This is a genomic window from Providencia sp. PROV032 (assembly GCF_028484875.1).
GTDB lineage: Bacteria > Pseudomonadota > Gammaproteobacteria > Enterobacterales > Enterobacteriaceae > Providencia > Providencia rettgeri_E.
This window is the reverse complement of sequence record NZ_JAMPSX010000004.1, coordinates 111,542-137,227: the sequence shown is the minus strand read 5'-3', so window position 1 is coordinate 137,227 and position 25,686 is coordinate 111,542. Positions and strand designations below refer to the sequence as shown.

General features: G+C 39.9%; 23 protein-coding genes. 4 read left to right on the top strand and 19 right to left on the bottom strand.

The annotated features are described in order from the left end of the window. Positions 1-198 precede the first annotated feature (198 nt). The 8 genes from PSF42_RS03660 to PSF42_RS03625 form a co-directional block, all read right to left on the bottom strand. Positions 199-2,604, bottom strand: a complete 2,406-nt coding sequence (locus tag PSF42_RS03660; protein WP_272679468.1) for a replication endonuclease — start codon at positions 2,602-2,604, stop codon at positions 199-201. Next, entirely contained in the window at positions 2,597-2,917 is a 321-nt protein-coding gene (locus PSF42_RS03655; protein WP_272679467.1) for a DUF5405 family protein, read from the bottom strand. Before PSF42_RS03655 ends, PSF42_RS03660 begins: the two co-directional genes overlap by 8 nt. Beyond that, the gene (locus PSF42_RS03650; RefSeq protein WP_272679466.1) at positions 2,917-3,726 is read right to left on the bottom strand and encodes a DNA adenine methylase; all 810 of its coding nucleotides are present in this window, start codon (positions 3,724-3,726) and stop codon (positions 2,917-2,919) included. Before PSF42_RS03650 ends, PSF42_RS03655 begins: the two co-directional genes overlap by 1 nt. Further along, positions 3,716-4,057, bottom strand: a complete 342-nt coding sequence (locus PSF42_RS03645; protein WP_272679465.1) for a DUF3850 domain-containing protein — start codon at positions 4,055-4,057, stop codon at positions 3,716-3,718. Before PSF42_RS03645 ends, PSF42_RS03650 begins: the two co-directional genes overlap by 11 nt. Position 4,058: 1 nt before the next feature. Further along, positions 4,059-4,280, bottom strand: coding sequence for a TraR/DksA family transcriptional regulator (locus PSF42_RS03640; protein WP_272679464.1), 222 nt, complete (start codon positions 4,278-4,280; stop codon positions 4,059-4,061). Continuing rightward, on the bottom strand, positions 4,273-4,494 hold the full coding sequence (locus PSF42_RS03635; RefSeq protein WP_272679463.1) for a DUF2732 family protein: 222 nt from the start codon (positions 4,492-4,494) through the stop codon (positions 4,273-4,275). The genes PSF42_RS03640 and PSF42_RS03635 overlap by 8 nt, the downstream gene beginning before the upstream one ends. Before the next feature lie 71 nt (positions 4,495-4,565). Further along, a complete protein-coding gene (locus PSF42_RS03630) occupies positions 4,566-5,000 on the bottom strand; it encodes a DUF5347 family protein (RefSeq protein WP_272679462.1) in 435 nt (144 codons plus the stop codon). Positions 5,001-5,186: 186 nt separating this feature from the next. Further along, positions 5,187-5,459: a Cox family DNA-binding protein gene (locus PSF42_RS03625; RefSeq protein WP_272679461.1), complete on the bottom strand. Its 273-nt coding sequence runs from the start codon at positions 5,457-5,459 to the stop codon at positions 5,187-5,189. Positions 5,460-5,589: 130 nt separating this feature from the next. Here PSF42_RS03625 and PSF42_RS03620 point away from each other — a divergent pair, with 130 nt between their 5' ends. After that, positions 5,590-5,883: a helix-turn-helix transcriptional regulator gene (locus PSF42_RS03620; RefSeq protein ID WP_154634193.1), complete on the top strand. Its 294-nt coding sequence runs from the start codon at positions 5,590-5,592 to the stop codon at positions 5,881-5,883. 66 nt (positions 5,884-5,949) lie between these two features. Beyond that, positions 5,950-6,927 (top strand): phage integrase, encoded by a 978-nt coding sequence (locus PSF42_RS03615; RefSeq protein ID WP_272679460.1) that lies wholly within the window; start codon positions 5,950-5,952, stop codon positions 6,925-6,927. Between the two features lie 172 nt (positions 6,928-7,099). Here PSF42_RS03615 and yedE read toward each other — a convergent pair whose 3' ends face one another. The 3 genes from yedE to exbB all read right to left on the bottom strand — a co-directional run bounded on the left by yedE (position 7,100) and on the right by exbB (position 11,211). Beyond that, complete coding sequence (yedE, locus tag PSF42_RS03610) at positions 7,100-8,314, bottom strand: selenium metabolism membrane protein YedE/FdhT (protein WP_125891936.1); 1,215 nt, start codon at positions 8,312-8,314, stop codon at positions 7,100-7,102. Between the two features lie 1,521 nt (positions 8,315-9,835). Then, positions 9,836-10,261, bottom strand: coding sequence for a TonB system transport protein ExbD (gene exbD / locus PSF42_RS03605; RefSeq protein WP_102138994.1), 426 nt, complete (start codon positions 10,259-10,261; stop codon positions 9,836-9,838). A gap of 5 nt (positions 10,262-10,266) precedes the next feature. Further along, positions 10,267-11,211 (bottom strand): tonB-system energizer ExbB, encoded by a 945-nt coding sequence (exbB, locus tag PSF42_RS03600; protein ID WP_125891935.1) that lies wholly within the window; start codon positions 11,209-11,211, stop codon positions 10,267-10,269. Positions 11,212-11,623: 412 nt separating this feature from the next. Between exbB and metC the strand changes: the two genes are divergently transcribed. Next, positions 11,624-12,808, top strand: coding sequence for a cystathionine beta-lyase (gene metC, locus PSF42_RS03595; RefSeq protein ID WP_272679459.1), 1,185 nt, complete (start codon positions 11,624-11,626; stop codon positions 12,806-12,808). 157 nt (positions 12,809-12,965) lie between these two features. Beyond that, entirely contained in the window at positions 12,966-13,643 is a 678-nt protein-coding gene (locus PSF42_RS03590; RefSeq protein ID WP_125891933.1) for a DedA family protein, read from the top strand. A gap of 39 nt (positions 13,644-13,682) precedes the next feature. Here the strand turns inward: PSF42_RS03590 and PSF42_RS03585 are convergent, their stop codons facing one another. The 8 genes from PSF42_RS03585 to PSF42_RS03550 all read right to left on the bottom strand — a co-directional run bounded on the left by PSF42_RS03585 (position 13,683) and on the right by PSF42_RS03550 (position 25,605). Beyond that, positions 13,683-14,708, bottom strand: a complete 1,026-nt coding sequence (locus PSF42_RS03585) for a MerR family transcriptional regulator (protein WP_125891932.1) — start codon at positions 14,706-14,708, stop codon at positions 13,683-13,685. A 204-nt stretch (positions 14,709-14,912) separates the two neighbouring features. Further along, on the bottom strand, positions 14,913-18,134 hold the full coding sequence (gene carB / locus PSF42_RS03580) for a carbamoyl-phosphate synthase large subunit (protein WP_272679458.1): 3,222 nt from the start codon (positions 18,132-18,134) through the stop codon (positions 14,913-14,915). A 15-nt stretch (positions 18,135-18,149) separates the two neighbouring features. Beyond that, positions 18,150-19,313 (bottom strand): glutamine-hydrolyzing carbamoyl-phosphate synthase small subunit, encoded by a 1,164-nt coding sequence (gene carA / locus PSF42_RS03575; protein WP_272679457.1) that lies wholly within the window; start codon positions 19,311-19,313, stop codon positions 18,150-18,152. Between the two features lie 446 nt (positions 19,314-19,759). Beyond that, positions 19,760-20,581 carry a 4-hydroxy-tetrahydrodipicolinate reductase gene (gene dapB, locus PSF42_RS03570; RefSeq protein WP_272679456.1) on the bottom strand — a complete coding sequence of 274 codons (822 nt, stop codon included), beginning with the start codon at positions 20,579-20,581 and terminating at the stop codon, positions 19,760-19,762. 366 nt (positions 20,582-20,947) lie between these two features. Next, positions 20,948-21,877: a fimbrial protein gene (locus PSF42_RS03565; protein ID WP_125891928.1), complete on the bottom strand. Its 930-nt coding sequence runs from the start codon at positions 21,875-21,877 to the stop codon at positions 20,948-20,950. A gap of 8 nt (positions 21,878-21,885) precedes the next feature. Continuing rightward, complete coding sequence (locus PSF42_RS03560) at positions 21,886-22,398, bottom strand: fimbrial protein (RefSeq protein ID WP_125891927.1); 513 nt, start codon at positions 22,396-22,398, stop codon at positions 21,886-21,888. Between the two features lie 12 nt (positions 22,399-22,410). After that, positions 22,411-22,950, bottom strand: a complete 540-nt coding sequence (locus PSF42_RS03555; protein ID WP_413776241.1) for a fimbrial protein — start codon at positions 22,948-22,950, stop codon at positions 22,411-22,413. Between the two features lie 12 nt (positions 22,951-22,962). Next, a complete protein-coding gene (locus PSF42_RS03550; protein WP_442959219.1) occupies positions 22,963-25,605 on the bottom strand; it encodes a fimbrial biogenesis usher protein in 2,643 nt (880 codons plus the stop codon). Positions 25,606-25,686: the final 81 nt, after the last annotated feature.

Here is a 25,686-nt window from a genome sequence, read left to right as displayed (position 1 = left end):
AAGTTACACACTTTTCATATACATTAGACGAAATTTTACACAAAAATATTTATTTAAATATGGATATAAATCAATAGGATAATGATATAATTCAAATCACATTAATAATTACTAGCCTATAACAAGATAAATATCACGTATTTTTAAATAAGTGTGTAATTTAAAATTACACACAAATATCACTCCAAAAAATGAATATTAAAATCTCATAATCCGCGCCAACACATCAGCGCACCGTTGTTTATACTTCCGACTTCTAGCCTCATTTTGTGCTGCTATTTCTTGTTTTCTTTGCTCTTTTCCATCCTCTGTCAGCTCTAACCTCAGCCGTTCCCCGTCTAATTTCAGATAATAGTTACCGTCACTGACCCCCATGCCTTTCGTAAACATGGTTTCAACGTGTGGAATATCGAAATCAATGCCAACCTCATTGGCAAAAGTAACTATTTCCGACTGAATTTCTTTATCACTCTCGCTTAATTCAATTTTTGATATCTGTCTTTGCTGATTACCCTGTGATATTTCGCTGCCTGCGGCGTTATTAGAGTCTGTTTCTATAAACGCGAAACCGTATTCCTTTATGTTGCATACTTCACCTGAGCCGTGCTCAGGCTCGTAAAATTGCACATCTGATAAATTGGATGTGATCCGTGATCTACAGTTATTGACAGGACTCCAAGTCGCTCCGCTGTCGCTCTTTAAAAGATTAAGGTCAAGGTCAACGGCGCTTTTCTTGACGATTTGATACTTTCTTTCGCGCGTTTTAATGACTGGCGCACCGGATTTTAATTGGTTGTAGATACCAACTACTTTCTGAACCTCTTCCCCGTAGGCGTTCACGTCATTAGTCTCACGAGCTACGCGAATGGTTTCTAATTTACGTGGAATGCACGGACCACCTTGTGACATGACATACTCAAAAAAGTCACCTTCATCAGCCGCCGCGCGAACACGCTCCGCGATATCACCAAGGCTGTCAGCAATGGAAACGCCGCGCAATCGACGACACTCGCGATATGCCCCTTTTGATGGGAGTTTGTAGAATTTGAATTGAGGGATACGCCACGTTGAAGCCCACGCGGTTACCGCCGCTGCCATGCTTTTTAAGTCTTTGCCGGTTTCATGGTCAATCTCACCGTCTAGGGCGTAGCCATCGATATTTTTAGCAATATACTTAGCGATATACCCGACGGCACCACCACGGTTCATATGCTTGCACTCGAAACGGAATTTCTGTGCGCCGGCTTCGTTTCCATCTTCTTTCAAAGCCCGCTTACGCATAATATCAATCGCTTCTGCGCGTTTTGCTTTATCAACAAATAGCAACATGTGCCAATGTGGCGTGCCGTCATGATGTGGCTCGACAACACGGACACCGTAAATATTGATATTTTTATCATTGAAAGCCGAGCGAATACGCGACCAAATTTTAACTAAATAGCGCTGCCCATCTTTTGGCGTAAACGCCTCATCTTTCCACTTATGATTAAGCACAGCGTAAAAATCATCTTTGCCGGTTTCCTTGTTTTTTTCTTTGCGCTGCTTTGTCGGATGGTATTTGGACGGGCAAGTTAATGTAATAAACATGCCGATATCGCCACGTTCTTTCGCTACACGTTCAATACCAGCCATCTGAGCCATTAATTCCATGCGACGTATTTCAGGGTTAGAAATACTCGCCATGACTTTCTCAAACAGATCAAACCGCTCGCCCGTTTCAACGTCTTGAATATCCATACCTTGCAGATATTGCATATTAGATAAACGTTGAGCTTGCACCTCCCGAATAGCTTGTTTACTTGCGTAAGGTTGGCGATTTACACACACGTCCATATTCGCAATCATGATCGCTTCAATCCATTGCGTGCGGTGTGCCTTTAACTTTCTATGCCAATAATCCGCGCTTACCAAACGAGATACCGCAGCAATGACTTGTCGAGTTGTTAGGTTCTGATTACCTTTACGTTTTTTCCGATTTTTCAAAACTTTCAAATAGCTTTGATAGTGAAGCGGACTAACATGTAAACCATTGGAAAGCTCAGCTAAGCGCCCATAAATCAGCGTTTGTGATGCATCTTCATAGATAACCTCACGATCACCGTCATTTTCCTCAGTCAACTTATCGCAATAGATTTCATAGAGACTAAAAAAACCACTGGAAATATGTTCTGCCAGTTTTTTAATTGGCTTGTCATACAGATCAAACAGTCGGTTAAACTGGCTAATTTCAGGTGTAAAACGAGTGGATAGCGTCAATAGCGCTTTTGTATCTAACTCATAGCGTGAATTAACAGCTGTAATGCGAGGGTAGATTTTTTTGTAAAAGTCAGAACGCAAATACTCATACGCTTTATATTGCCCTGACTCTTTAATAAGGTTCTCATAGTGCTTTTGAATACGGTAACGCAAGATGCGCGGTAAAGTTTCTACTTCACCTAAAATCGCTTGCGCATGAATTAATTGTTCATGCGATAGAGATTTTCCCAAAGCATCTATATCAGCTTTGTAATAATTATTTTCTTTGGGCTTATTCCACGAATACGGAAAATCCATATCAGCGGAATAAGTTAATCCCTGTTGCGTGAAATCCAATACCTTAGACATTAAGCGCCCCGCCCAATGTTTCTGGTCTTAATAAATTAATGGCAGTTTCGCAACGACGAGAAATGACATCAACAGTCTGGCGATAAATATCCAGAGTCTTGATGCCTTTTCCCTTCACTCTCATGACGTGATACGAGGTCAGCTCAATCGCAATAAACCACGGATCAGAGCTACAACAAACTAACTCATAACAACGAGTTTTATTATTTATTTGCAGTAAGCGCCACTGAACATTTTTAGAATCATCGACATGACGCTGAATTGCAAAGCGTGTTCCGCTGATATACACGCCGTCTTTAGGGTCAAGTATCATTACTTCACCCCTGCCAAAACTGCGATAATTTCAGTTGCCGATTTACGACTCCCGTTCGCTGCAATTTTGCGCGGCGCTTCTATTTCATGGACAGTAAAGCCAAGATCAAGATACAGCTCTTTTGCTGCAAGAGAATTAGAAACTGTTACTGGGTTACCCTGACTGTCATTAATATCTTTTAATGCAACTGCTAATGCTTCTTGGTCTGCATCAGAAAAACCCGCAGCATGATAACGAGTGAAGCCATCGCCTTTGTACGGCGGATCGCAATAAACACCATCCCCAAAATCAACGAGCGATAATGTATCTTGCCATTCCAAACAGATAATTTCTGATTCTTGAGCTTTATTAGCAAAAGAAATAATTTCTTTCTTAGGAAAGTACGGATTTTTATAATTGCCAAATGGAACATTGAAACCCGTTTTTTCGCTATACCGACAAAGCCCGTTATAGCAATGGCGATTTAAATATAAAAAATTGACAGCCACTCCCTGTGGTGTCATATATTTTTTAGTTGTATTAAATTTATCTCTTATATTGTAATAGCTGTGTTTTTGGTTAAATGTCTGAAAGTAATATTCAGCATTCGCAATAAAATCTAAAGGCAAAGATTGAGCAATCAGATATAAATTAATTAAATCCTGATTAACATCAGCAATTAAATACTGCTCATAGTCAGTATTCATCATTACAGCACAAGAGCCGGCGAATGGCTCAACTAGGCGTTTAGTTTTAGGCAAATGCGGGCGTAGCTGCTCCATTATTCCAACTTTAGAACCAGCCCATTTTAGAATAGTTTTATTTGCCATAATTTCCCTCCGCATTCAAAACACGAAAGAAAATGCTTACAACATCAGGCACAACATCAGGTGAACATTTATATTTATCAATAAGATCATTACGCTTGGTTATATGCAGAATTACACATTCCATTTCATAACCAGTTCTTTCACATTCATCATAGTATGAGTTAGTCACGACGGATCGATATGAAAGCTTGCGCTCTCTAACTTCTGTTAAAATTACAGAGTCCCCAACTTTAAAATCTCTGTCATTGAACCTAATATCATCGCCCGACCCTCTAGCTAAAATAGCCCGAAAAGTCCCTTGTAGACATTTAACCTGATGGACATTAACCATTTCACACACTCCGATAATGTTTGCTTTTAAGCTCAAAAATCGCTTGGCAATCAACGCAACGAGTACAACCCATTGAAGCTATGCGGCGCTGTTCTGGAATTGGTTTATCGCAATCTTCACACTCAAAAGCAGAAGCACTAACAACACGGTTTGTAACTGCTTTAATTTGCTGCTCTCGCATCAACATTTCGTGCTCACTTGCGCGGTCAATCTCTTTAGACATGATTCAGCTCCGCCGCTTTATTTTCTAAATGGTCAGCCTCGCCCATCAGTAAGTGAAAAATTTCCACATGGGTCATTTTCCCCTTTAGAACTTTGTAAGCTAAAGAACGCTGGCTAGCTGCAAAGCCGTCAAAAAGCGTTTTTCGCTCATCTTCTCGGTTAGCTTTGATGCTTTCTGCTACTGGGGTAAACACTGGATCAGGGAATTTATTCATATTCATTACCTATATTCAGGTTGTAAAAAGTCCTGACAAATTAATGTCATTATTTTTATTGGTTAATTAAATTAGATTGGCATTGCTATTTGATTCGGAATTAATGCATTTAATGCCTTTATTTGATTAAGTGCGGTAATAAGCTGCTTTTGTTCATCAACATTTAAATCATCAAATTTCATTTCTCTTTTTTCACTTAATTTCGCAAGATGAAAAATCATATTTAATATTCTTTCGTCTTGTTCTCTTAAATAATCAATGAAACCTGATAGCTGCTGATTATTTGGCTCTTCTTTACGACACTTCAATAATTCTGTTTTCATTTCCGCAGCTCTATTTAGTGCCGCGGTGCGTTCTTCTATCGTCCCCCCATCATTGAAATATCTATCATACGATTTTCTTTTTTTACCATGACCACTAGACAGGCTTGATTGAAAGCTAATAATTTTGGCTGTATCTACTTTTTCGCCTTGATTATGTTTTTCTTTCATTGCTGCGCTGCCCATGATCAAACCCCGTAAAGGCTGTCGATATAATTAGTTGCTTGAGACATCGAATCAAATAACCCGAAAGAATTATCATCACGTTGAACATGAAAGCGGGTTACTGGATTCAGCGCCTTCGCCGGCAACATAACTATTTGAAAGTTACGATACTTAAAGCTATGCGTCGAAACCTGTATGACTTCCATATTACAAACCCAACCATAAAAGCCATGCATCACGCTGTTCTGGTGATTTACTTGAATAAGCCAAGTCCATTCCATTATTAAATGCACTGATACTTATCCAAATTTCCCCTGCTCTACTTTGTGGCTTTGTCGGATCTCTAAATTCGATTACTGGCAATTTTCCACTTTTAACCATCGACTCAACAGCACCTTTAGTTTTACCGACTAGCTCCGCAAATCTTGCAAGCGGTACCGCGCTAACCGGATATTTCACATTGATTTGCTCTTTATTCATTTGCTACCCTCACTAGATCAAACCGTTCAAAACCGTTTATGTCTGGTTTTAAGTGGTTTCTTTTACGCCCGAAACCATCCTAAATAGGAATGTTTCGGATAAATCTACATCCTATATAGGAAGGTGTCAAATGAAATTGAGCGAAAAAGTTAAAGCGATTCGAATCGCCGAAGGACTTAGTCAAACTCAATTATGTGAAATGATTGATTTATCTATAAGCACTCTTGGTAAATATGAAACCGGAGTATACGAACCTAGTGGATTGAATTTACTGAAAATGACTGAACATCCCAGATTTGAAAAGTATAGCCTTTGGCTAATGACAGGTAAGACAGCCCCTGAAGTTGGTCAAATTGCACCGGCTCTCGCACACAATGGGCAAGAGAAAGAAGCCTTACGCCTCTCAGAAAAGAAAACTGGTTAGACGTTCTATATCTATATTCTGATTACTGCTGGTCACAGTCAGTCAGCTACATCGGAGGGCTTACTTATGGCAATTAAGAAGCTCAATGATGGTCGATACGAAGTGGACATTCGCCCTAACGGAAGTAAAGGGGCTAGATTAAGAAGGATTTTTGCTCGCAAATCTGAGGCATTAACTTTTGAAAGATACGCAATAGTCAACGCCCAAGATTATGCTGAAAACACAACACTATCAGGACGATTGAAACTAGACGCTATTCTAGATAAATGGTGGTTATACCACGGTCAAACACTAGAGAATGGCGAAATTGAAAGAATGCAGTTGCGCAAAACAATCAAGCTATTGGGAAACCCCACGCTGAATCAACTAGGCAAACAAACCCTACTTGAACACAGGGGAAATAGACTGATGAGTGGTATCAAAGCGACAACAATAAATCGGGATATGTATCGTTTATCAGGCATGTTTTCTGCGCTTGAAACCCTAGAATTACTTGATTATAAAAACCCACTTAATGGATTACCTCCGTTAAAAGAGGAAACTCCTGAAATTATTTTTCTTAGTGAGGAACAAATTATTTCTTTGCTAAATGAGTTCACTGGTGATTACAAACTTTTCTCTCTCCTTTGTTTAAGTACCGGAGCAAGATGGGGTGAAGGTGCTGCATTACATAGTGAACAAGTTCAGAATGGAAGAGTAACATTTTTGAAAACAAAAAATGGCAAGAAGCGGATTATCCCGATATCTGACGAACTGTCTGAACAAATTAAGACAAAAGATTCAGGTCCGCTATTTGACATAAATTACGAAACTTTCAGGCTTGCATTACGAAATTTGTTCCCTGAACTCCCAAGGGGTCAAGCTACTCACGTTTTGCGGCATACGTTTGCTAGTCACTTTGTTATGAACGGTGGGAATATTGTTGCTCTTAAAGAGATTCTTGGTCATGCAAGCATTAATCAGACAATGGTATATGCTCACTTAGCGCCAGATTACTTAGAGTTAGCAATAAAACTCAACCCGTTAAATGACATAAAAATTTAATTGTCTTGAGGTGGATGACCGTCCACATTCCGTCCACCCCTAAAGTCTTTCATGAACTTTTATGACCATTTAATAATTTATAACTTATTGTTTTTAAATGGTTCGAATTATAAGTCATTGAAAAAAAAGCCCCTAAAAGGGGCTATAAAGACAGGGATAATGTCTTTCTTACTCATGCTACCTCCACGGATACATTAGATGTTTTTTGAGTACGTTTACGGAAGAAATGTTTTTCCCAAACCAACATCAACACGAATGCCACCGCTAATAATCCATAAGTGACCAGTAATCCACCCTCTGGCCCAAAGGTTTCAAGTAGATTAACTTTGTCGAAATCAGTCGCTAGCCAAGGGCCTAAATCATCCCAGTAATAAGCTAGCACCGTAGCGCCAATAATATTACCAAAACCGACCCACCAATAATGGACTTGGCCCTCTACCGCACGGTACATCCAGCCTGTTTCACAACCGCCCGCGAGCACAATACCGAAGCCAAATAGTAACCCACCAATGACCGCATTCGGCCCAGCCCATAAAATTTTTGGTGTTGCACCTAGCTGGACATAACTGAAAATACCAATCGCACTGACTGCCATACCAATAATAATCGCTTTCGCCATATGTGTGCGTCCGGTGATCCACAAGTCACGAAATGCAGAGGTAAAACAAATTTGTGCTCTTTCAATTAATAGCCCGAAGCCGATACCACATAAAATGGCGAAGCCCATCACAGGGGAATCTAATAAAGTATAAAAGCCCCAAGCCAGCGCTAATGTGAAAATCACCATTCCCAGTTTAAAGCGCCTTTTTGCCGCATCATGATTTTGGGTTAATGGTGATGCAGTGCTAACTTTTTTCAATTTTACGGGGATGCGAAACATTGGCATTAGTGTGAATTTCGCACCAAAATATGACCCTGCCGCAGTAGCAACAGCAAAATACCATGCGTGTAATGAGAATTGAGGGATCCCAGTAAAGAATGCGGCTAAATTACACCCCATTGCTAAACGAGCACCAAATCCAGCGATAATACCGCCCAAAATAGCTTGAAAAATTCTGATCCTATGCTGAGGCATTCGTAATTTAATATTATTGGCCCATAATGCCGCGGCAAAACAACCGGCAAACATGCCAATAATCATCACACCATCAATACGATCCAGTGGTGTACCTTCGAAACCAATAACTTTAAAATAGCCCCATGTCTCTGGTTCAGCGCCAAATAATTGCATGATGTGCCCGCCCCAACGCGTAAACTCACCCGTAACTGCCCAAAACGTGCCAGTCAAGCCAAAGTAATAGGTTGATAAGATACCTGCGGCAATAACTGCAGGTAATGGTTTCCAAAAACCGATGAGATAGCGAGATTTAAAATCAGACCAAGTCATTGTTACTTCCAATTCATTCACGCCAGACCTTGGCAGAGAAACTCGCCGTTGTATAATTATCGTTATAAGTATTTATATCGATCCCCACAGCGAAGTGGCAACATCATACTCCGATAATTTTTTTCGTGAAGTTATTTCATCATAAAACAAGAGGCAGATTGATCTTGAACACAACCAGATTTAAAGAGATAGATAGCAATAAAAAAAAGCGCTATCTCAATGATAGCGCTGGAAGTGTAGTCTTATTTTATCTATAGAAGAGTATAATATGAAATTGCCGTATTACGGCGACGCTTGCTATGCGTAGTCTGTAGTCAGCCCATTTGACTCCAGTAATAACACTTATCTCACAGTATAAATACATTCACTAAGTTACCTGTTAAGTAATTATATCTATTTTTAATGTAAAGACCTAAATATCCGCTAACTTTGTATTATTCCCAAATTAGCATTGGCCTTATTGATTCCCTAGCTAAGTAAATTATAAAAATAGATAACTCAGTATAATAAAGTATTTAAAAGTGTTTCTAAATGTTATTGATTGCATTATAGCGCAACACTTTTGTTGCGCAAGTGTTTTTTTATTTTCGTATCCCGAGACAGAAAAAACAATAAAAACCAATAAAATCAATTGGATAATGAAAAACCTTGGAAAAGATAGCAAAATATTTAACCTATCATTAAGATATTACAAACTATTCACACTCTTTCTACAAAGTAATTTATTTCAATTTTTGAAAATAAATTTAACATTAATTAAATATACTAAGTAATTCCTAAAATATATTTCCTGAAATAATAAAAATATTGAGCATTAATAAAACTTACATATTATTTAATTATAATCATTAATAGTATTTACGTAGTCATGTTTTATTCATCTATAAACCCTACGTAAAAAAATCCAGATATATGATAAACAATCACTTTTTGACTAATGTTCCCATATAAAATAACCACTAAATTAATAAGGTATTATACCAAATAGATTAAAAATGATGTTTTACATAAGTCCTTATTATAAACATGGTTTATTTTTCATTAAGTATCCCATCGCATTACATCGTAATTGATAAAATCATTAGAATTTATATGCTATTTAACTCGTATTTTAGAACAAAAAAACCAATGTGATGAATTAATATAACTAATATATAGATAAATAAAAAGGTCATGTTACATAGAAGCAACTACGATAAAAAATGAAAAATATAGAATTATTGATTATAAAAATTAATATAATTCATCATTATTTAGAAGAAATACAAATAAAAACATCCGAAATAGTGTGAAAAAATGAATACAATAGCCAATTCACACTATCAAACTACAAATAAAAAGCGTCAAATAAGAATAAAATTCTTTAAATGAAATTTAATTAGTTAAATAAACCCGATAAGCTATCTAAAAATAATGTCGAAGAGAGTGTAAAAAGCGACGAACTTAACTTGAGGGACTGTTAGATAATAAAAAACGCGTTTTACCCTTAATGATAAAACGCGTTTATAGAACTTAATCAGCTTATTTTGAGGATGTTGCTTCCATTCCCACTAAACCAATCTTCAAGTACCCTGATTGACGCAATGCATTCATTACATCCATCATCGTTTCATAGTCAACACTCTTATCCGCTTGGAAAAAGATTGTCGTTTCCTTATTAGAACTTGTTGCTTGGTCAAGAGTGGAAGCAAGCTGTTCTTTTGTCACAGCTTGGTCACCGATAAAAAGCTGGCTGTCCGATTTTACCGTTAAAAACACAGGTTTTTCTGGACGTGGCTGCGGCTTCGCTGTCGAGGCGGGTAAGTCGACTTTAATATCAACTGTTGCCAATGGTGCTGCAACCATAAAGATAATCAATAAAACCAACATAACATCAATAAAAGGTGTTACGTTAATTTCATGCATTTCACCGCTATCGTCTTGTTCGTCACCTAAACGCATTGCCATAATAATTACCTTGCTTTGCTATTTGCCAGATCAAGATCACGCCCCAGCAACAACGCAGACTGAGCAGCGACATCCCCTACTTGACCACGATAGTTGTTGATCATGCGAGCAAAAATATTATAAATCACAACCGCAGGGATAGCGGCAATAAGACCGATTGCTGTCGCTAATAACGCTTCTGCAATACCCGGCGCAACAACCGCAAGGTTAGTCGTTTGCGAGTGAGCAATCCCGATAAAGCTGTTCATGATCCCCCAGACCGTTCCAAATAAACCGACGAATGGAGAAATTGCACCAATAGTCGCCAAATAGCCATTACCACGGCCCATATAACGACTAATCGCAGCGACTGCCCTTTCTAGGCGGAATGATGTGCGCTCTTTTGTGCCTGATAAATCAGCGCTATTTGCTGATAACGCTCGCTCAGTAACGGCTTCGTTTAATAACATACGCGTAATGCTATTTGTTTTGAAACCTTCTGCGATACTGACAGCTTCATCTAGTGACTTCGCCTCAGAAATCGCTTTCGCTTCTACTTTTAAGCGACGGCGAGCAACTAAAATTTCCAAACCTTTTGAGAAAAATATTGCCCAAGTAATAACAGAAGCAATAACAAGCCCTATCATGACTGTTTTAACAATATTATCTGCACCTTGGTACATTCCCCAAACAGATAAATCTTGGTCAAAACCGCCCGTTGGTGCTTCTGTTGCAATTTCAATGTTTTCATTAACAACAGTTGTGTTCACGGCTTCGCCTTGTACAGGTTCCGCGGGTACTGATGAAACTTCAGCACTTGGTGTCGTAGTTGTTGGTGCAGCTGAATTTACTGCCGGTTGTGTTGATGGTGTATCTTGAGACGCAGCTGGTGTTGTTGCAGGTGTGGTTTCAGCGACTGCCGTACCCATTAAGCCGAACGCCAATAGAATAGAAGCTGTTAGTTTACGCATCAGTTGGCCTTTACTCTCTTTTTAGTGTTGTATAAAAAAATTCATATCGATGATTGTGCCATTCATCGACTAACCTTTAAAAGCGAAATTTGACTCGCGCTGTCCGTCTCTTTTCAAAAAGACGGTGCTGATGATATCAAACACAGCGCGAATTGATAGTAATTATCATTAGTATTCGCGATTTTTTTATGTTTTTTTGCGTTTAGACAAACATGACCTTCTCTACTATGCGGTTATTTTCCTTAATAATTCACGGTTCAATTAAATATTCATTCCCAATATTACAAATAAAATTTACCTACAGTTTGAAAGTTGAAGAATACTCAAGTTACATTTCTATCAGGATCATTTAACGTCTTAGTATAAATTACCTCTAAGTTTAACCAGTTCATATTCTGTGTAGGGAAAAATCATGGCAGACATAAAACCTGAAACACAATTAGTCCATATTGGGCGGAACCCCAAATACACACAAAAAGGGGTAAACCCTGTTATTCAGCGAGCCTCTTCTATTATTTTTGATACCCTTGAAGAAAAACGTCATGCAACTCGCCATCGTGCAAATAACGTACTATTTTATGGGCGTCGCGGTACACAAACACATTTCGCTTTTCAAGAAGCGATGACAGAATTAGAAGCAGGTGCTGGATGCGTCCTTTACCCATCAGGTGCTGCCGCAATTACCAATACCATTTTGTCGTTTATTTCTGCTGGCGAACATATCCTGGTGACTGGATCAGCTTATGATCCAACGCAAAATTTTTGCGACAACATCCTTACTAAGCTAAATGTCAAAACCACGTATTTTGATCCACTCATCGGAACGGATATTGCTGATTTAATTCAGCCCAATACGCGGATTGTATTTTTAGAGTCCCCCGGCTCTATCACCATGGAAGTTCATGATTTACCAGCAATAGTGAAAGCTATACGCGCCAAATCCCCTGAAATTGTGATTATGATTGATAACACTTGGGCAGCTGGCGTCTTACTTAAACCATTATTATTTGATGTGGATGTGTCGATCCAATCAGCAACTAAATATATCAATGGCCACTCCGACGGTATGCTTGGCCTTGCGGTGGCAAACCAACGCTGTATTGAAACATTACGTGAAAATTCATACCTCTTAGGCCAAACCGCGGATCCAGATACCGTTTATATGGCTAATCGAGGGCTCCACACATTAGCAACTCGACTAAAACAGCATCAAATTAATAGTTTACAAGTTGCTAATTGGCTGCAACAACGCCCTGAAGTTGAACAAGTATTTCACCCTGCACTTGAGAATTCTCCAGGTCATGAATTCTTTATCCGTGATTTTACAGGTTCTAATGGGCTGTTCTCTTTCCAACTAAAATCACGCTTAACCACTGAGCAATTTACCGCTTTTCTTGATAATTTTAATCACTTTAAAATGGGGTATTCATGGGGTGGTTTTGAGTCGCTGATTTTGGGATACCAAAAAGAAGATTTACTCAATATGCGGCAGTATGATTTTTCACCAAAAGAAGGAACCTTCTTCCGCGTGCATATTGGTTTAGAGCACACTGATGATTTAATCCATGACTTACAATTAGCTTTCGAGCGAATTTAAATTAAAAATCAGTCTATTAATTGCAGGAGCAATGTTAAATGCTTCCTGCAATTACCCTACTAAATGATTAATTCTTCAAACAAATCAAACTTGGGCTCTTTTTTTCCTGTAATATAGGCAATAAGAAATTCGCTTTTACGCAAATACAGGAATAATTATGGAAGTCCTACGCGAAATCGTACTTGCACTTTGGAACCACGATTTCCTTAAACTCTCCAACCCTGAAGTGCTTTGGGTTATTTATACCGTACTTTTTGTTGTCATTGTCTTAGAAAATGGCGTTTTACCCGCTGCTTTCCTACCTGGTGATACCTTGCTGATCCTTTCAGGTGCATTGATTGCTAAAGGGGTCTTACACTTTATTCCGACTATATTGTTACTCACAGTCGCTGCAAGCTTAGGGTGTTGGATAGGTTTTCTACAAGGCCGATGGTTAAGTGAAACTCAGGTTGTGAAGCGCTGGTTAGCGCAAATCCCTGAGGAATATCACACCAAAGCAAACAATATGTTTAATAAGCAAGGTTTATACGCGCTACTTATAGGGCGCTTTCTTGCATTTGTCAGAACAATATTACCTTTGCTTGCTGGGTTATCTGAATTAAGTCACCGCCGTTTCCAGTTTTTTAACTGGTTAAGTGGTTTGTTATGGGTTGGTTTGATCGTCACCTTAGGGTATGCCCTAAACCAAATTCCTTTTGTGAAAGAACACGAGCAAATTGTGATTAGTGCACTAATGATTATTCCAGTTATCTTACTGGTTAGTGGCCTAATCGGCTCAATTGTAATGTACTGGAAACACCGCAAAGCACTCTCGAGTAGCAAAGGAAAATCATAATATAACCGAGTAATGGCCGCGAGTTAGCGGCCATTTGGTTTATTCCGTCATCAAACTGCTAATAGCAGAAAATAAGTACTGACCAATTTCTGCAGTCATCCATGTCCCTTGAGAAATATTGGGATCTTCACGATAAATAGCCCGAATTCTCTCTTGTAGCTCAGGATCTCCCCCCGTAAACTGGTTGAACATCGTTAACCATGTTTGTGCTAATTGTTGTACTTCAGGTGAATCTGGGGATTTTTGGGCTTTTAATGCATTATATAAACCCGCAATTAACTCAGGCCACACCTGCCCTGAAGCAAAATAATGTTGCTGAACAAAAGCAAATTGCTCCGCGGTTAAATGGGGTTTAAACAGTGATAATTGGTATTCACTAAAACCCTCTGCAACAAATTGGATCATTGCGACAGAAATGCCTGATGAATAAGCTAACGTGTTATCCGATAAATGAATTTGATTCAGTCGTGCAAAGAAATCAGGGTTTCCTCCGGTATCTCTTTCTAACGCTGTCATCCATTCATGTGCAATTTGTTGCACCTCTGTAGATTGAGGTGTTGCACCTTGTTCCATCAGCTTGCTTACCGTTGCTACTCGCTGTTGCCACTCTTGGTTTTTCAGCGTATGCGCCGTATATAATGGCAATTGTTCCAATTCTTGAGGGGTAAAATATTTATCAAACATCGACATCATCTCCAATACAGAAAACCAATCAGCCTGAGTTAAAGTATTCCCCGTTTGCATTTGCCTGTGTAATTGCTCTAATCGATTACGTAATGTCGCCATTTGCTCCATTTGTTCCGTTAATAGTGCAATTCGCTCTTGCAGCAAACTCGTCATATCTCCACTCTGGCCATCCAGTAATTCACCGATGTTTTTCAGTTTGACTCCAACTTGCCGTAACAATTGAATTTGCGTTAAACGCTCTATGCATTGCATGTTGTAAAGCCGATAACCTGCATCGGTTCTTGCAGTTGGTACCAATAAGCCAATTTCTTCATAATGATGAAGTGTACGGATGGTTAATCCTGTTTTTTCCGCGATCTCACCAACTTGAAATAGCATATGTTCCTCCTGTAATTGCGACTAAGGTTAGTGCCTCACGTTACGTGAGAGTCAATCACCACTTTGCACTTTTTATTAAAATTCCATCTTATCTATTATATCAGCAGACAATTTCCCTCTCTTCAGGAGATGGCTTTATAGAAGAGCAATAAAAAAGCCCCAGTAGATTGAATACTGAGGCTTATATAGCTACTTATTAAATAATTATTTAATCAATGCATGCATTTCTTGTACAGAGATTACCGTATCGGTTGGGTCTGCACTAAGCGACATCGTAGTGGCAAACCCGCCATTCAACGTCGTGTCATAATGGACTTTATAACGCAATGCACTGCGACGAATTAATTTTGAGTCTTCAATGGCTTGACGCCCTGCGGTGGTATTCACAATGTAATCATATTCACCATTCTTAATTCTATCTTGAATGTGTGGACGACCTTCATGAACCTTATTGACTAGGCGCGGATTAATACCAGCCTCTCCTAGAACAATCGCAGTGCCGTGAGTGGCATCTAGCTCAAAGCCATGTTTTAACAGCTTAGCGGCTAAATCGACAACTTTTGTTTTATCACCTTCACGAACAGACAACAGCGCGCGACCAGACTTTTTCATGGTCGAGCTGCTACCTAACATCGCTTTAGCGAATGCTTCTGCAAATGTCCGGCCGACACCCATGACTTCGCCTGTTGAACGCATTTCAGGCCCAAGAATTGGGTCAACGCCAGGGAATTTATTGAATGGCAATACCACCTCTTTCACCGAGTAGTATGGTGGAATAACTTCTTCCGTCACCCCTTGCTGTGTCAAGGTTTGCCCCACCATCACGCGCGCGGCAACTTTCGCTAATGGCACACCGGTTGCTTTAGACACGAAAGGCACTGTCCTTGCGGCACGTGGATTGACTTCAATTAAATAAACTTCATTATTTTTAACGGCAAACTGCACGTTCATTAAACCACGTACACGTAACTCGAAGGCAAGGTTACGAACTTGTTCACGCATTACATCTTGAATTTCTTGGCTAAGCGTATAAGCAGGGAGTGAACATGCGGAGTCACCGGAGTGTACGCCAGCTTGCTCAATGTGCTCCATGATACCACCAATCAGCACCATCTCACCGTCACAAATCGCATCTACGTCAACTTCAATGGCATCGTCTAAAAAGCGGTCAAGGAGCACTGGCGCATCGTTAGAGACACTTACCGCAGTTTGGAAATAGCGACGTAAATCGATTTCGTCATATACAATTTCCATTGCTCGGCCACCTAGTACATAAGATGGGCGAACCACCAGTGGATAGCCAATAATAGCTGCTTTTTCAACGGCTTGCTCAATCGCCGTCACGGTTGCATTCTGTGGCTGTTTCAAGTTCAAACGGTTGACGGCTTGCTGGAAACGTTCACGATCTTCTGCACGGTCGATGGCATCTGGGCTCGTTCCAATGATTGGAACCCCTGCGGCTTCCAATGCTCTCGCTAATTTTAATGGTGTTTGGCCACCATATTGCACAATCACACCTTTTGGCTGCTCGATACGCACAATTTCCAACACATCTTCAAGGGTGACAGGTTCGAAATAGAGGCGGTCTGAAGTATCGTAGTCCGTTGAAACGGTTTCTGGATTACAGTTCACCATAATGGTTTCATAGCCATCTTCACGTAACGCTAAAGATGCGTGCACGCAGCAATAGTCGAATTCAATCCCTTGCCCGATTCGGTTTGGCCCACCACCTAACACCATCACTTTTGGTTTGGCATTACTTGGGTTTGATTCACACTCTTCTTCATATGTGGAATACATATAAGCGGTGTCAGTAGCAAACTCGGCCGCGCAGGTATCAACACGTTTATAGACAGGGTGCAGACCATAACCTTGGCGTAGTTTACGTAATTCAGCGTCAGAAACACCGACTAAAGTTGCTAAACGCGCGTCGGCAAAACCTTTACGTTTTAAAGTACGTAGGAAATCTTTTGTCAGCCCATTAATACCGAGCTCAGCCACTTTTTCTTCTAAGCGGACTAGCTCCTCAATCTGCACTAAGAACCAGCGGTCAATATTGGTCAGATTGAAAACACCGTCGACAGATAAGCCTGCACGGAAAGCATCTGCAATAAACCAAATTCGCTCTGCGCCTGCGTCTTTTAATTCACGACGAATACGAGTTAGTGCTTCAGGATCCTCTTGAGCCACTTTCGGGTCGAACCCTGTCGCGCCAACTTCTAAACCGCGTAATGCTTTTTGCATCGATTCTTGAAATGTGCGGCCAATCGCCATCACTTCGCCAACCGATTTCATTTGCGTTGTGAGTCGGTCATTCGTGCCCGCAAATTTTTCAAAGTTAAAGCGCGGAATTTTTGTCACAACGTAGTCAATGGAAGGTTCGAATGAGGCAGGGGTACGGCCACCAGTGATGTCATTCATCAGCTCATCAAGGGTATAACCAACAGCCAGTTTCGCTGCAATTTTAGCAATTGGGAAACCCGTGGCTTTCGATGCTAATGCCGATGAACGTGAAACTCGCGGGTTCATTTCAATAACAATTAAGCGCCCATCTTTAGGGTTTACCGCGAATTGAACGTTAGAGCCACCTGTTTCAACGCCGATTTCACGTAATACGGCCATCGATGCATCACGCATGATTTGGTATTCTTTATCGGTCAATGTTTGAGCTGGCGCGACGGTGATAGAGTCACCCGTATGGATCCCCATGGCATCGAAGTTTTCAATGGAACAAACGATAATACAGTTGTCTTTTTTATCGCGGACAACTTCCATTTCGTATTCTTTCCAACCAATCAGCGACTCATCAATCAATAATTCATTAGTGGGAGATAAATCTAAACCGCGAGTACAGATTTCTTCAAACTCTTCACGGTTATAGGCAATACCGCCACCCGTACCTCCCATCGTAAATGATGGGCGAATAATACAGGGAAAACCTACCGCATCGGCAACAGCAAATGCTTCTTCCATATTATGTGCGATACCTGAGCGTGCAGTGCCCAAGCCGATTTTTTTCATTGCTTTATCAAAACGTTGGCGATCTTCTGCTTTATCGATTGCATCAGCAGTCGCCCCAATCATGGTCACGCCAAACTCAGCTAAAACACCTTTACGTTCTAATTCAAGCGCACAGTTTAATGCTGTTTGGCCCCCCATGGTCGGTAGCACTGCATCTGGGCGCTCTTTTTCAATAATTTTACGCACAACTTCCCAGTGAATCGGCTCGATGTAAGTTGCATCCGCCATTTCTGGGTCAGTCATAATGGTCGCGGGGTTCGAGTTAACTAAGATTACGCGGTAACCTTCTTCACGCAGTGCTTTACACGCTTGAGCACCTGAGTAGTCAAATTCACATGCTTGACCAATCACAATCGGGCCGGCACCTAAAATCAGAATGCTTTTTATATCAGTACGTTTTGCCATTTTTCTTGCTCCCGATTATTGTGCGTTTTGACGAGGGGTGTTTTGACGGTATTCATTAATTAATTCAATGAAATGGTCGAATAAATTTGCCGCATCATGTGGCCCTGAGCTTGCTTCTGGGTGGCCTTGAAAACTAAATGCGGGTTTATCCGTACGGTGAATACCTTGCAATGTTCCATCAAAGAGTGACTTATGCGTCACGCGCAGGGTGTCGGGAAGTGTCGATTCATCAACCGCAAAACCATGGTTTTGCGCCGTGATCATCACCACATCTTTGTCTAAATCTTTAACTGGATGGTTAGCGCCATGATGGCCAAACTTCATTTTCATGGTATTGGCACCGCTAGCCAGAGCAAGTAATTGGTGGCCTAAACAAATCCCGAATACTGGGATTTCTGTGGTTAAGAATGTTTCAATTGCCTTGATTGCATAATCACAAGGCGCTGGGTCACCAGGGCCATTCGATAAGAAAATACCATCGGGGTTCATCGCCAATACGGTTTCTGCTGGGGTAGTTGCTGGCACCACCGTTAAACGGCAACCGCGGTCAACTAACATACGTAAGATATTACGCTTCGCACCGAAGTCATAAGCAACAACATGTAAAGGGAGTTCTTCGGCAGTTTTCGCGCCCTGCTGGCCATTTTCCAGCGTCCATGAACCTTGGGACCAATTATAAATCTCTTTAGTGCAGACTTCTTTTGCCAAGTCCAACCCATTCAAACCTGAAAAACTACGCGCTTTTTCCAATGCGAGTGCAGCATCAGGGTTATCACCCGCAATGATACAACCGTTTTGAGCGCCTTTTTCTCTCAGTAAACGTGTTAATTTACGTGTATCGATATCCGCAATCGCCACGACGTTATGGTGTTTTAGATATTCGGATAATCCTTCTTGCCCGCGGAAGTTACTGTAAATCAATGGTAAGTCACGAATGATTAAGCCTTGTGCATGAACATTTGGGGATTCTTCGTCATCAGCATTAGTGCCGACATTACCAATATGGGGATAAGTGAGAGTAACAATTTGGCGGGAATAGGAAGGGTCTGTAATTATTTCTTGATATCCGGTCATCGACGTGTTGAAAACGACTTCTCCAACTGCAGCGCCTTCTGCACCGATAGCACGCCCGTGGAATTGGGTTCCGTCTTCCAGAACCAATATAGCTGACTTAATCAAAACATCCTCCGGAGAATAATAAATCACGTTTTTTGCATATTAATTCAGATTTCACGATCTAAATCAATGCCAAAATGAGTTTTTAAGCAAATTTTTGGCAAATTGCGCGCATTCTAATGATGAGATGGAGTCTTGTCTAGAAAAAAATGCATTTTTTTCACTTTTATCTTACTTTTTTACTTAACTACCTCGCTTTTAACTGGATGAGCAGTATAAACCATAGTAAAAATGAATAAGTAAACGGTTGCAAAGCAAGATAACTAGTTTATTGATAATAACCTAGCTAAAAGAAGGAGGAAAGGATAATTAACGAGCAAAACTGAAGGTAAAAACCATTAAAACATGAATTAATATCGATTTGAATGAAAATAGTTCAAACCGATATCATAACAATAAATATAAAATACAACTAAATGATTTAAAAGATAAAACAAAAAAACAAAAAACTACAAATCATCCAACCCAAGCACATCTTTCATATCATATAACCCACTATTTCTAGCGCAAACCCAACCAGATGCCTTTATAGCGCCATTTGCAAAGGTCATACGGCTAGAGGCTTTATGGGTGATTTCTACTCGCTCTCCAATATCTGCAAACATTGCGGTATGTTCACCGACAATATCCCCAGCACGAATAGTTGCAAAACCAATGGTTCCAGGTTCTCTCTCCCCGGTGTAACCTTCACGGGTATATACCGCACACTCTTTTAAATCTTTCCCCAGAGCGCTAGCAATAGACTCCCCCATAGCTAGGGCCGTACCTGATGGTGCGTCCACTTTATGGCGGTGATGAGCCTCAACAATTTCAATATCAGTGTAATTCCCCATCACTTTTGCTGCTTTTTCCAGTAATTTCAGCACCACATTGACACCAACACTGAAATTTGCCGCAAAGACAATAGGAATAGATTTTGCCGCTTCGGCAATAGCTTGCTTACCTTGCTCATCAAACCCTGTCGTTCCAATTACCATCGCTTTTTGGTTTGCTTTACAAAATGCAAGGTAGTGTAAAGTCCCTTCTGGGCGAGTGAAATCAATGACAACATCAAAATCATTAACAACCTGATTTAGCGAATCAACAATGGAAATACCTAACTTACCGATACCAGCGAGTTCACCTGCATCTGTCCCGATAAGCGATGAGCCTTCACGCTCAATCGCAGCACCTAATTGAATTCCATCCTGTTGTTGCGCGGCTTGAATTAGCTGGCGTCCCATACGTCCACCTGCCCCAACGATTGCAACACGTACCACTGAATTTGCCATGGTTTACCCTTTTTTAATTAATACAAATAGATAAATTTGAACTGTTAGTTAAGATAAAAAGGCTATTTTTACCCACAGTTTAGAAGTCATTGTGGTACAGATTAACTATCCTGATCGTATTGCGCTAGCAAAAATGTATCGTTATTAACAAAAGCGTAGAGAGGAAAGGGATTATCAGTAAAAGTTTTAATCAAGAAATATGGACCAAGAAATATGGATATAGCAATGAAGTTATTTTTAACGATAAAATAGAATTGATATTGATGAAAAGGTTAAGCGATCGTATATAGATCGTATATAAAATTACCCAAGAAAGTATTGCAAATCGATATAAATAATACTTTCTTGGTAATTTAAATGGCATTGCTAGTCATAAACAAATGAAACACCAACGACTGACTGTACAGGCCCTGCAGTGACTTGTCCTGTTGTTCTTTCATACTTTGCTTGTAAATTAAGAGAAACAGGTGATGGTCCAACTTGCCCCATTCGAACTCGCTGATTTGCCGAAAGTGCTGTTCCATAACGGGTAATCTGAACACCTAATCCCCTCGCAGCATTTGAACCTGAATAGGTATTAGCAAATATTGAACTACTTGACGTAGTCGAACCTGAGAGATAGAAAGAAACATTTTGATTTTTACCACAATAAACCGATAACGGTATATTTGATGAACCTGGGTAATCTGGCAAATAGACATTAAGATTACGCGAAGATACATCACATCCACCGACAGGAACAACCACGGTGTTATTCGCATAAAGTTTCCATATAAATGTCGCAGTTTGTATATTCCCCCCACCAGAAATATCAGACCCAACTTGGTACATAACTAAAGTCGCAAAATGCGTGCCTTGACTAAGAACGATACCTTCGGCTGAATTTAATGGTGATAAATAGAGCTTAGCATTCCAAACTGCTGGTTGCCTGAATGCAACAGAATGCGTCGCTGAATTTAATGGAAATGGATAGGATAGACCATAGTAATTCAAAGTCCCCCTAAAATTAGCGAGAACATTCCCGTATGCTGAACCTTGCATTACGCTCACCATGTCACGCCTATAGTTTGGGTTATCGTTCCAACACGTAATCGATTGAGAAAGGTCAACAACTAAGTTTTGACCCGCTTCGAGTCTAGGTTGCAGATCAACATACACATTCGCTGTGGCAGGTGAATTTTTATAACTTAAAACATTACGTTTATCCATGCATGTAAATGAATATGCTGTTGTAATACCTAAAAAATAGATAACAGTATTAAAAAAAAATAATTTTAAAATTTTATTTATATTCATAATATAGCTCACTGGTATGTATAAGTAACATCAATAGCTGCTTGTATACTTCCCTGTGTCGTTCCTCCGTTAACCGATATCGCTCTAACTTTCAGAGGAAAATTTGCTGAAGCAGTACTGCTATTAATTTGCATGACAGCTTGGGTACCATTATTGAGGTCTCTGCCTGAATCATCCTGCAGTTGCAACTGGATGTTTTGTGCTGTTCCTTGGTTTCTATAGTATCCCGTAATATCGGATACCCCTGTAAATCTAGCTGTTACGTTAGAAGAACCTGTAGGACAATTAATCAACTCTAACTCAATAGGGTGCCATTTAGATGTTGATCCCGCGTTAATGAAGTCAAAAGTGCTGAGATCATTTAGATCCACATTCTTATTTGCAGTTACGACAGTACAAGGCACTGTTTTTACCTGACCGTAAATATTGATTGTTACGTCCGCTGCATAACTCAATGTCGTTGATAAACATAACCCCGCAACGGTTAATGCGGTAGCTACTATCCTTTTATTTATTACCATAACATTCTCATCCTATTGATATTCAAGAGTAAATGTTGCCGTTGCGCGAATTTTACCTGCATTTACAGGAAGTTCAGTTACCATTAATCGAGCATAAAAGTTCAATGTATTACGAGAGCCAGCCGTTAATGATGTCCAAGGTATATTTTGATTATCATCATTGAGTGATAGCGGGTTTCTCGCTTTATCTAATATTTGTATGCCAACTCCAGATGCAGCACCTCCAATATTTTCTAATGCTAATAAAGAGGTATTACTCGAATCAGCAATTCCGGTAAATCCAACTTTTACACCTGTTACTGCTGTACCACATGGAAAAAGCTCAATATAAAAAGGGATCGCCAGAGATGTTTTATTAACCGCATTCAAAGACTTAATGCTTTCATTTAAAAAATCAACAATTTGGCCATCTGAGCTAGGTGAAACCGCGCATGTATTATCTGCAACGCTCCCCGTTATATTAATTGAACTATCTGCAGCGAAACTTTTCGAAGCAAAAAAAATGAATATCAATATCATGAGGTAACAACGATATATTATATTTTTCATCATTAATCAGCTCCTTTAAAGACAAACGGTTTGATATGAATTAAGTAGCTCTGACTGACTGTTTTCAGGTAAGGCGTAATTAACCTCACACTGCGAGTCAGCGCCATTTCCCCATCGAACTGTCAACTGACCTGATAGTGGTAATCCAGTCAAATAAACTTGTCCTTCATCTGCAACGATACTACTGCTATTGTTATCTTTTAATGAAACAATCGCGCCAAAAGGAACAGCTTTTCCCTTATGCATCAATGTCATAATTACTTTCACACCAACTTTTGGATTAAAACTGGCACGTACAATTGCACCTTTAGTAGGAATAACACTCACTACCGGTTCATCAAGATCCACGTTATTTGCTAGTGTGTTAGTATCTAAAGCAATACGATTTTCACGGTATTCCGTTGCATAAGGTAAGACGGCATAACCACGCCAGTCAGTTTTAACGCCCGTTTGATTTTCAATTCTTACGTTGTCCGCTCCCGGAGCTTTAATCAATACAACAGTGTCATTCATCGGCTGGCTAAGAGTAATACCATTCTCATGGGCTAAAATACCGCCACTTACCCCATAGTAAAATTGCCGCGAATTTTTATTATAACTGTAACCAACATTACTATTTCCGTAAGTTCCACGGTAGTTTAACGAGGTAGACCCTGTCCCAGAAGACTGCTGCTGACCACCGCCTTTATAGCCAGCTTGGACGCTATAACTTAAATTGTTGTCTTCTAATAGCGTTCCATATAAACCTGCCGTATTAGAAGCCTCTCCTTTGAAGTCGTGTGAAGCGTTATAACTAACCGTTGAATTCTTCCATATAGAATCACTGTCCGTGCGCATCCATTGGTTCAATGGTATATTCGCATTCAAAGCAATTACCTGATCATTACCGTCTTGCCATGAGTTTTTTGACAAGCTGTAGTTAATTCCCCAAGTGATCCCTTTGAAAAGCGTATTCAAACCTACCTGTAACTGCTTATCAGCGCGACTTGTGTTCCAATACTTTTCATGGGTGCCCGTTATGTACAGAGTTGTGACATCACCTAGCTGCTGGCTCATACTTAATTGCAGCTTTTCACGTTTGTTATAAGCAAGATTAAAGTAATCGGTATAAGTCGGAGTGACTTCAACCGTACCATCCTGTGTTTCTATAGAGTAACCTTGCATTCTTTTGTACGTGGTATCTGCAAATGTATAGAAACCTTTCGTCGAATAACGGTACCCAGCAAGTTGGAAAGTCGTTCCTGTTGAGTTCATGGACTTACTATATAGAAAGCGCACTGATTGTCCCTGATGGTTACTATCGTCAGGTAACTTAGCGTTAGCTTGTGTAATATCGAGTGACAATGCACCTAATACACCAATATTCTTCCCCAAACCTAGATTGACTGAACGATAACGATCAGCTAATTGTCCACCACCATACATAGTCCAACCGTATGACAATCCACGCATTAATGTACCTTGGAAGAAATTTTGTTTCTTTTGAAAACTACTTCCTGAGCGATATTCACCAGCCGTTATACTGTATTCAGAATGTCCTTCACGCTGTAATAAAGGGACTGTTGAGAATGGTACAACAAAGCTTTGTGTACTACCGTCAGCTTCTGTAATAGTGACATGTAAGTCACCACTATTCCCGTTTGCGTAGAGGTCATCTATGATAAAAGGACCTGGTGGGAATGTATTACGGTAAACTTCATACCCATTTTGCTTGATAGTCACGTCTGCAGTTCCCCGAGCCGTCCCACGAATGACAGGCGCAAATCCTCTTTGACTATCAGGTAACATATTACTATCAGAGGAAAGTTGGATCCCCCTGAAGTTAAAGCTGTCGAATATAGAGCCTTCGGTATAGCTATCACCAATGACTAAACGCGAGCGTATTTGGTTAATACCTCTTTCTAAAAAAGTATTGATATGCTCCCATTTGGTTTCATTTCTATTAGAGCCTGTTGTGTGAGTCCACGTGGAGTTATCACGTAAGCGCCAAGCCCCTAAGTTAATTCCACTTTGTAAGTTAAGATAGGTATAGCTCCGGTTTTCACCAGATTGCATGCGTGACTGATTTCCAGTCAAACTGTAATTAATAATGCCCGCGGAAATACCTTGATCCCATAGGTCAGGTGAAATATAACCTCGAGCAGTATCTGCTAAATATATTTGTGGAATAGTCAGGCTAAGACGCTGTAAACCAACATCAAATGTTGATGTTGAATCACTAATTATCTCTGAAAGTAATTTACAGCTATCCAGAGACCCTTCCTCTCCTTCTTTTGTTTTTTCTTTCCCTACCTCTTGGCCGGGTAATGATATGACATTTACCCCCATTCTAGTTAAGTCGCTTTTTGTGAAACAAGGGGTTAATTTAGACTGCTTTTCATCTAGCTTAAAGTTGATATCTTTAATAAATAAATAGCCGTCATTCAAATATACATCAACACGATATGAACCTTCAGGAACTTCTTGACCACTTTCGAATACAGATAAATCAGCAATATTTTCAACATCATCAGATAAAAAGCGAGGATTAAAATATACTTCTGATTTTGCTAACGATGGATATAACAACATCCCCACAAAAAAAGAGAGCGGAAGTACTCGAAAAAATTTATCAGAATGATACTTGTATCCGAAAGTTTTTTTTCCTTTATAATTCATTTGTTTATTTTCAGATACTTGGTATGGCATGTTCCCTCCAGTCTAATCGCCATTTAAATCTATTACACTTAACTGAATTGC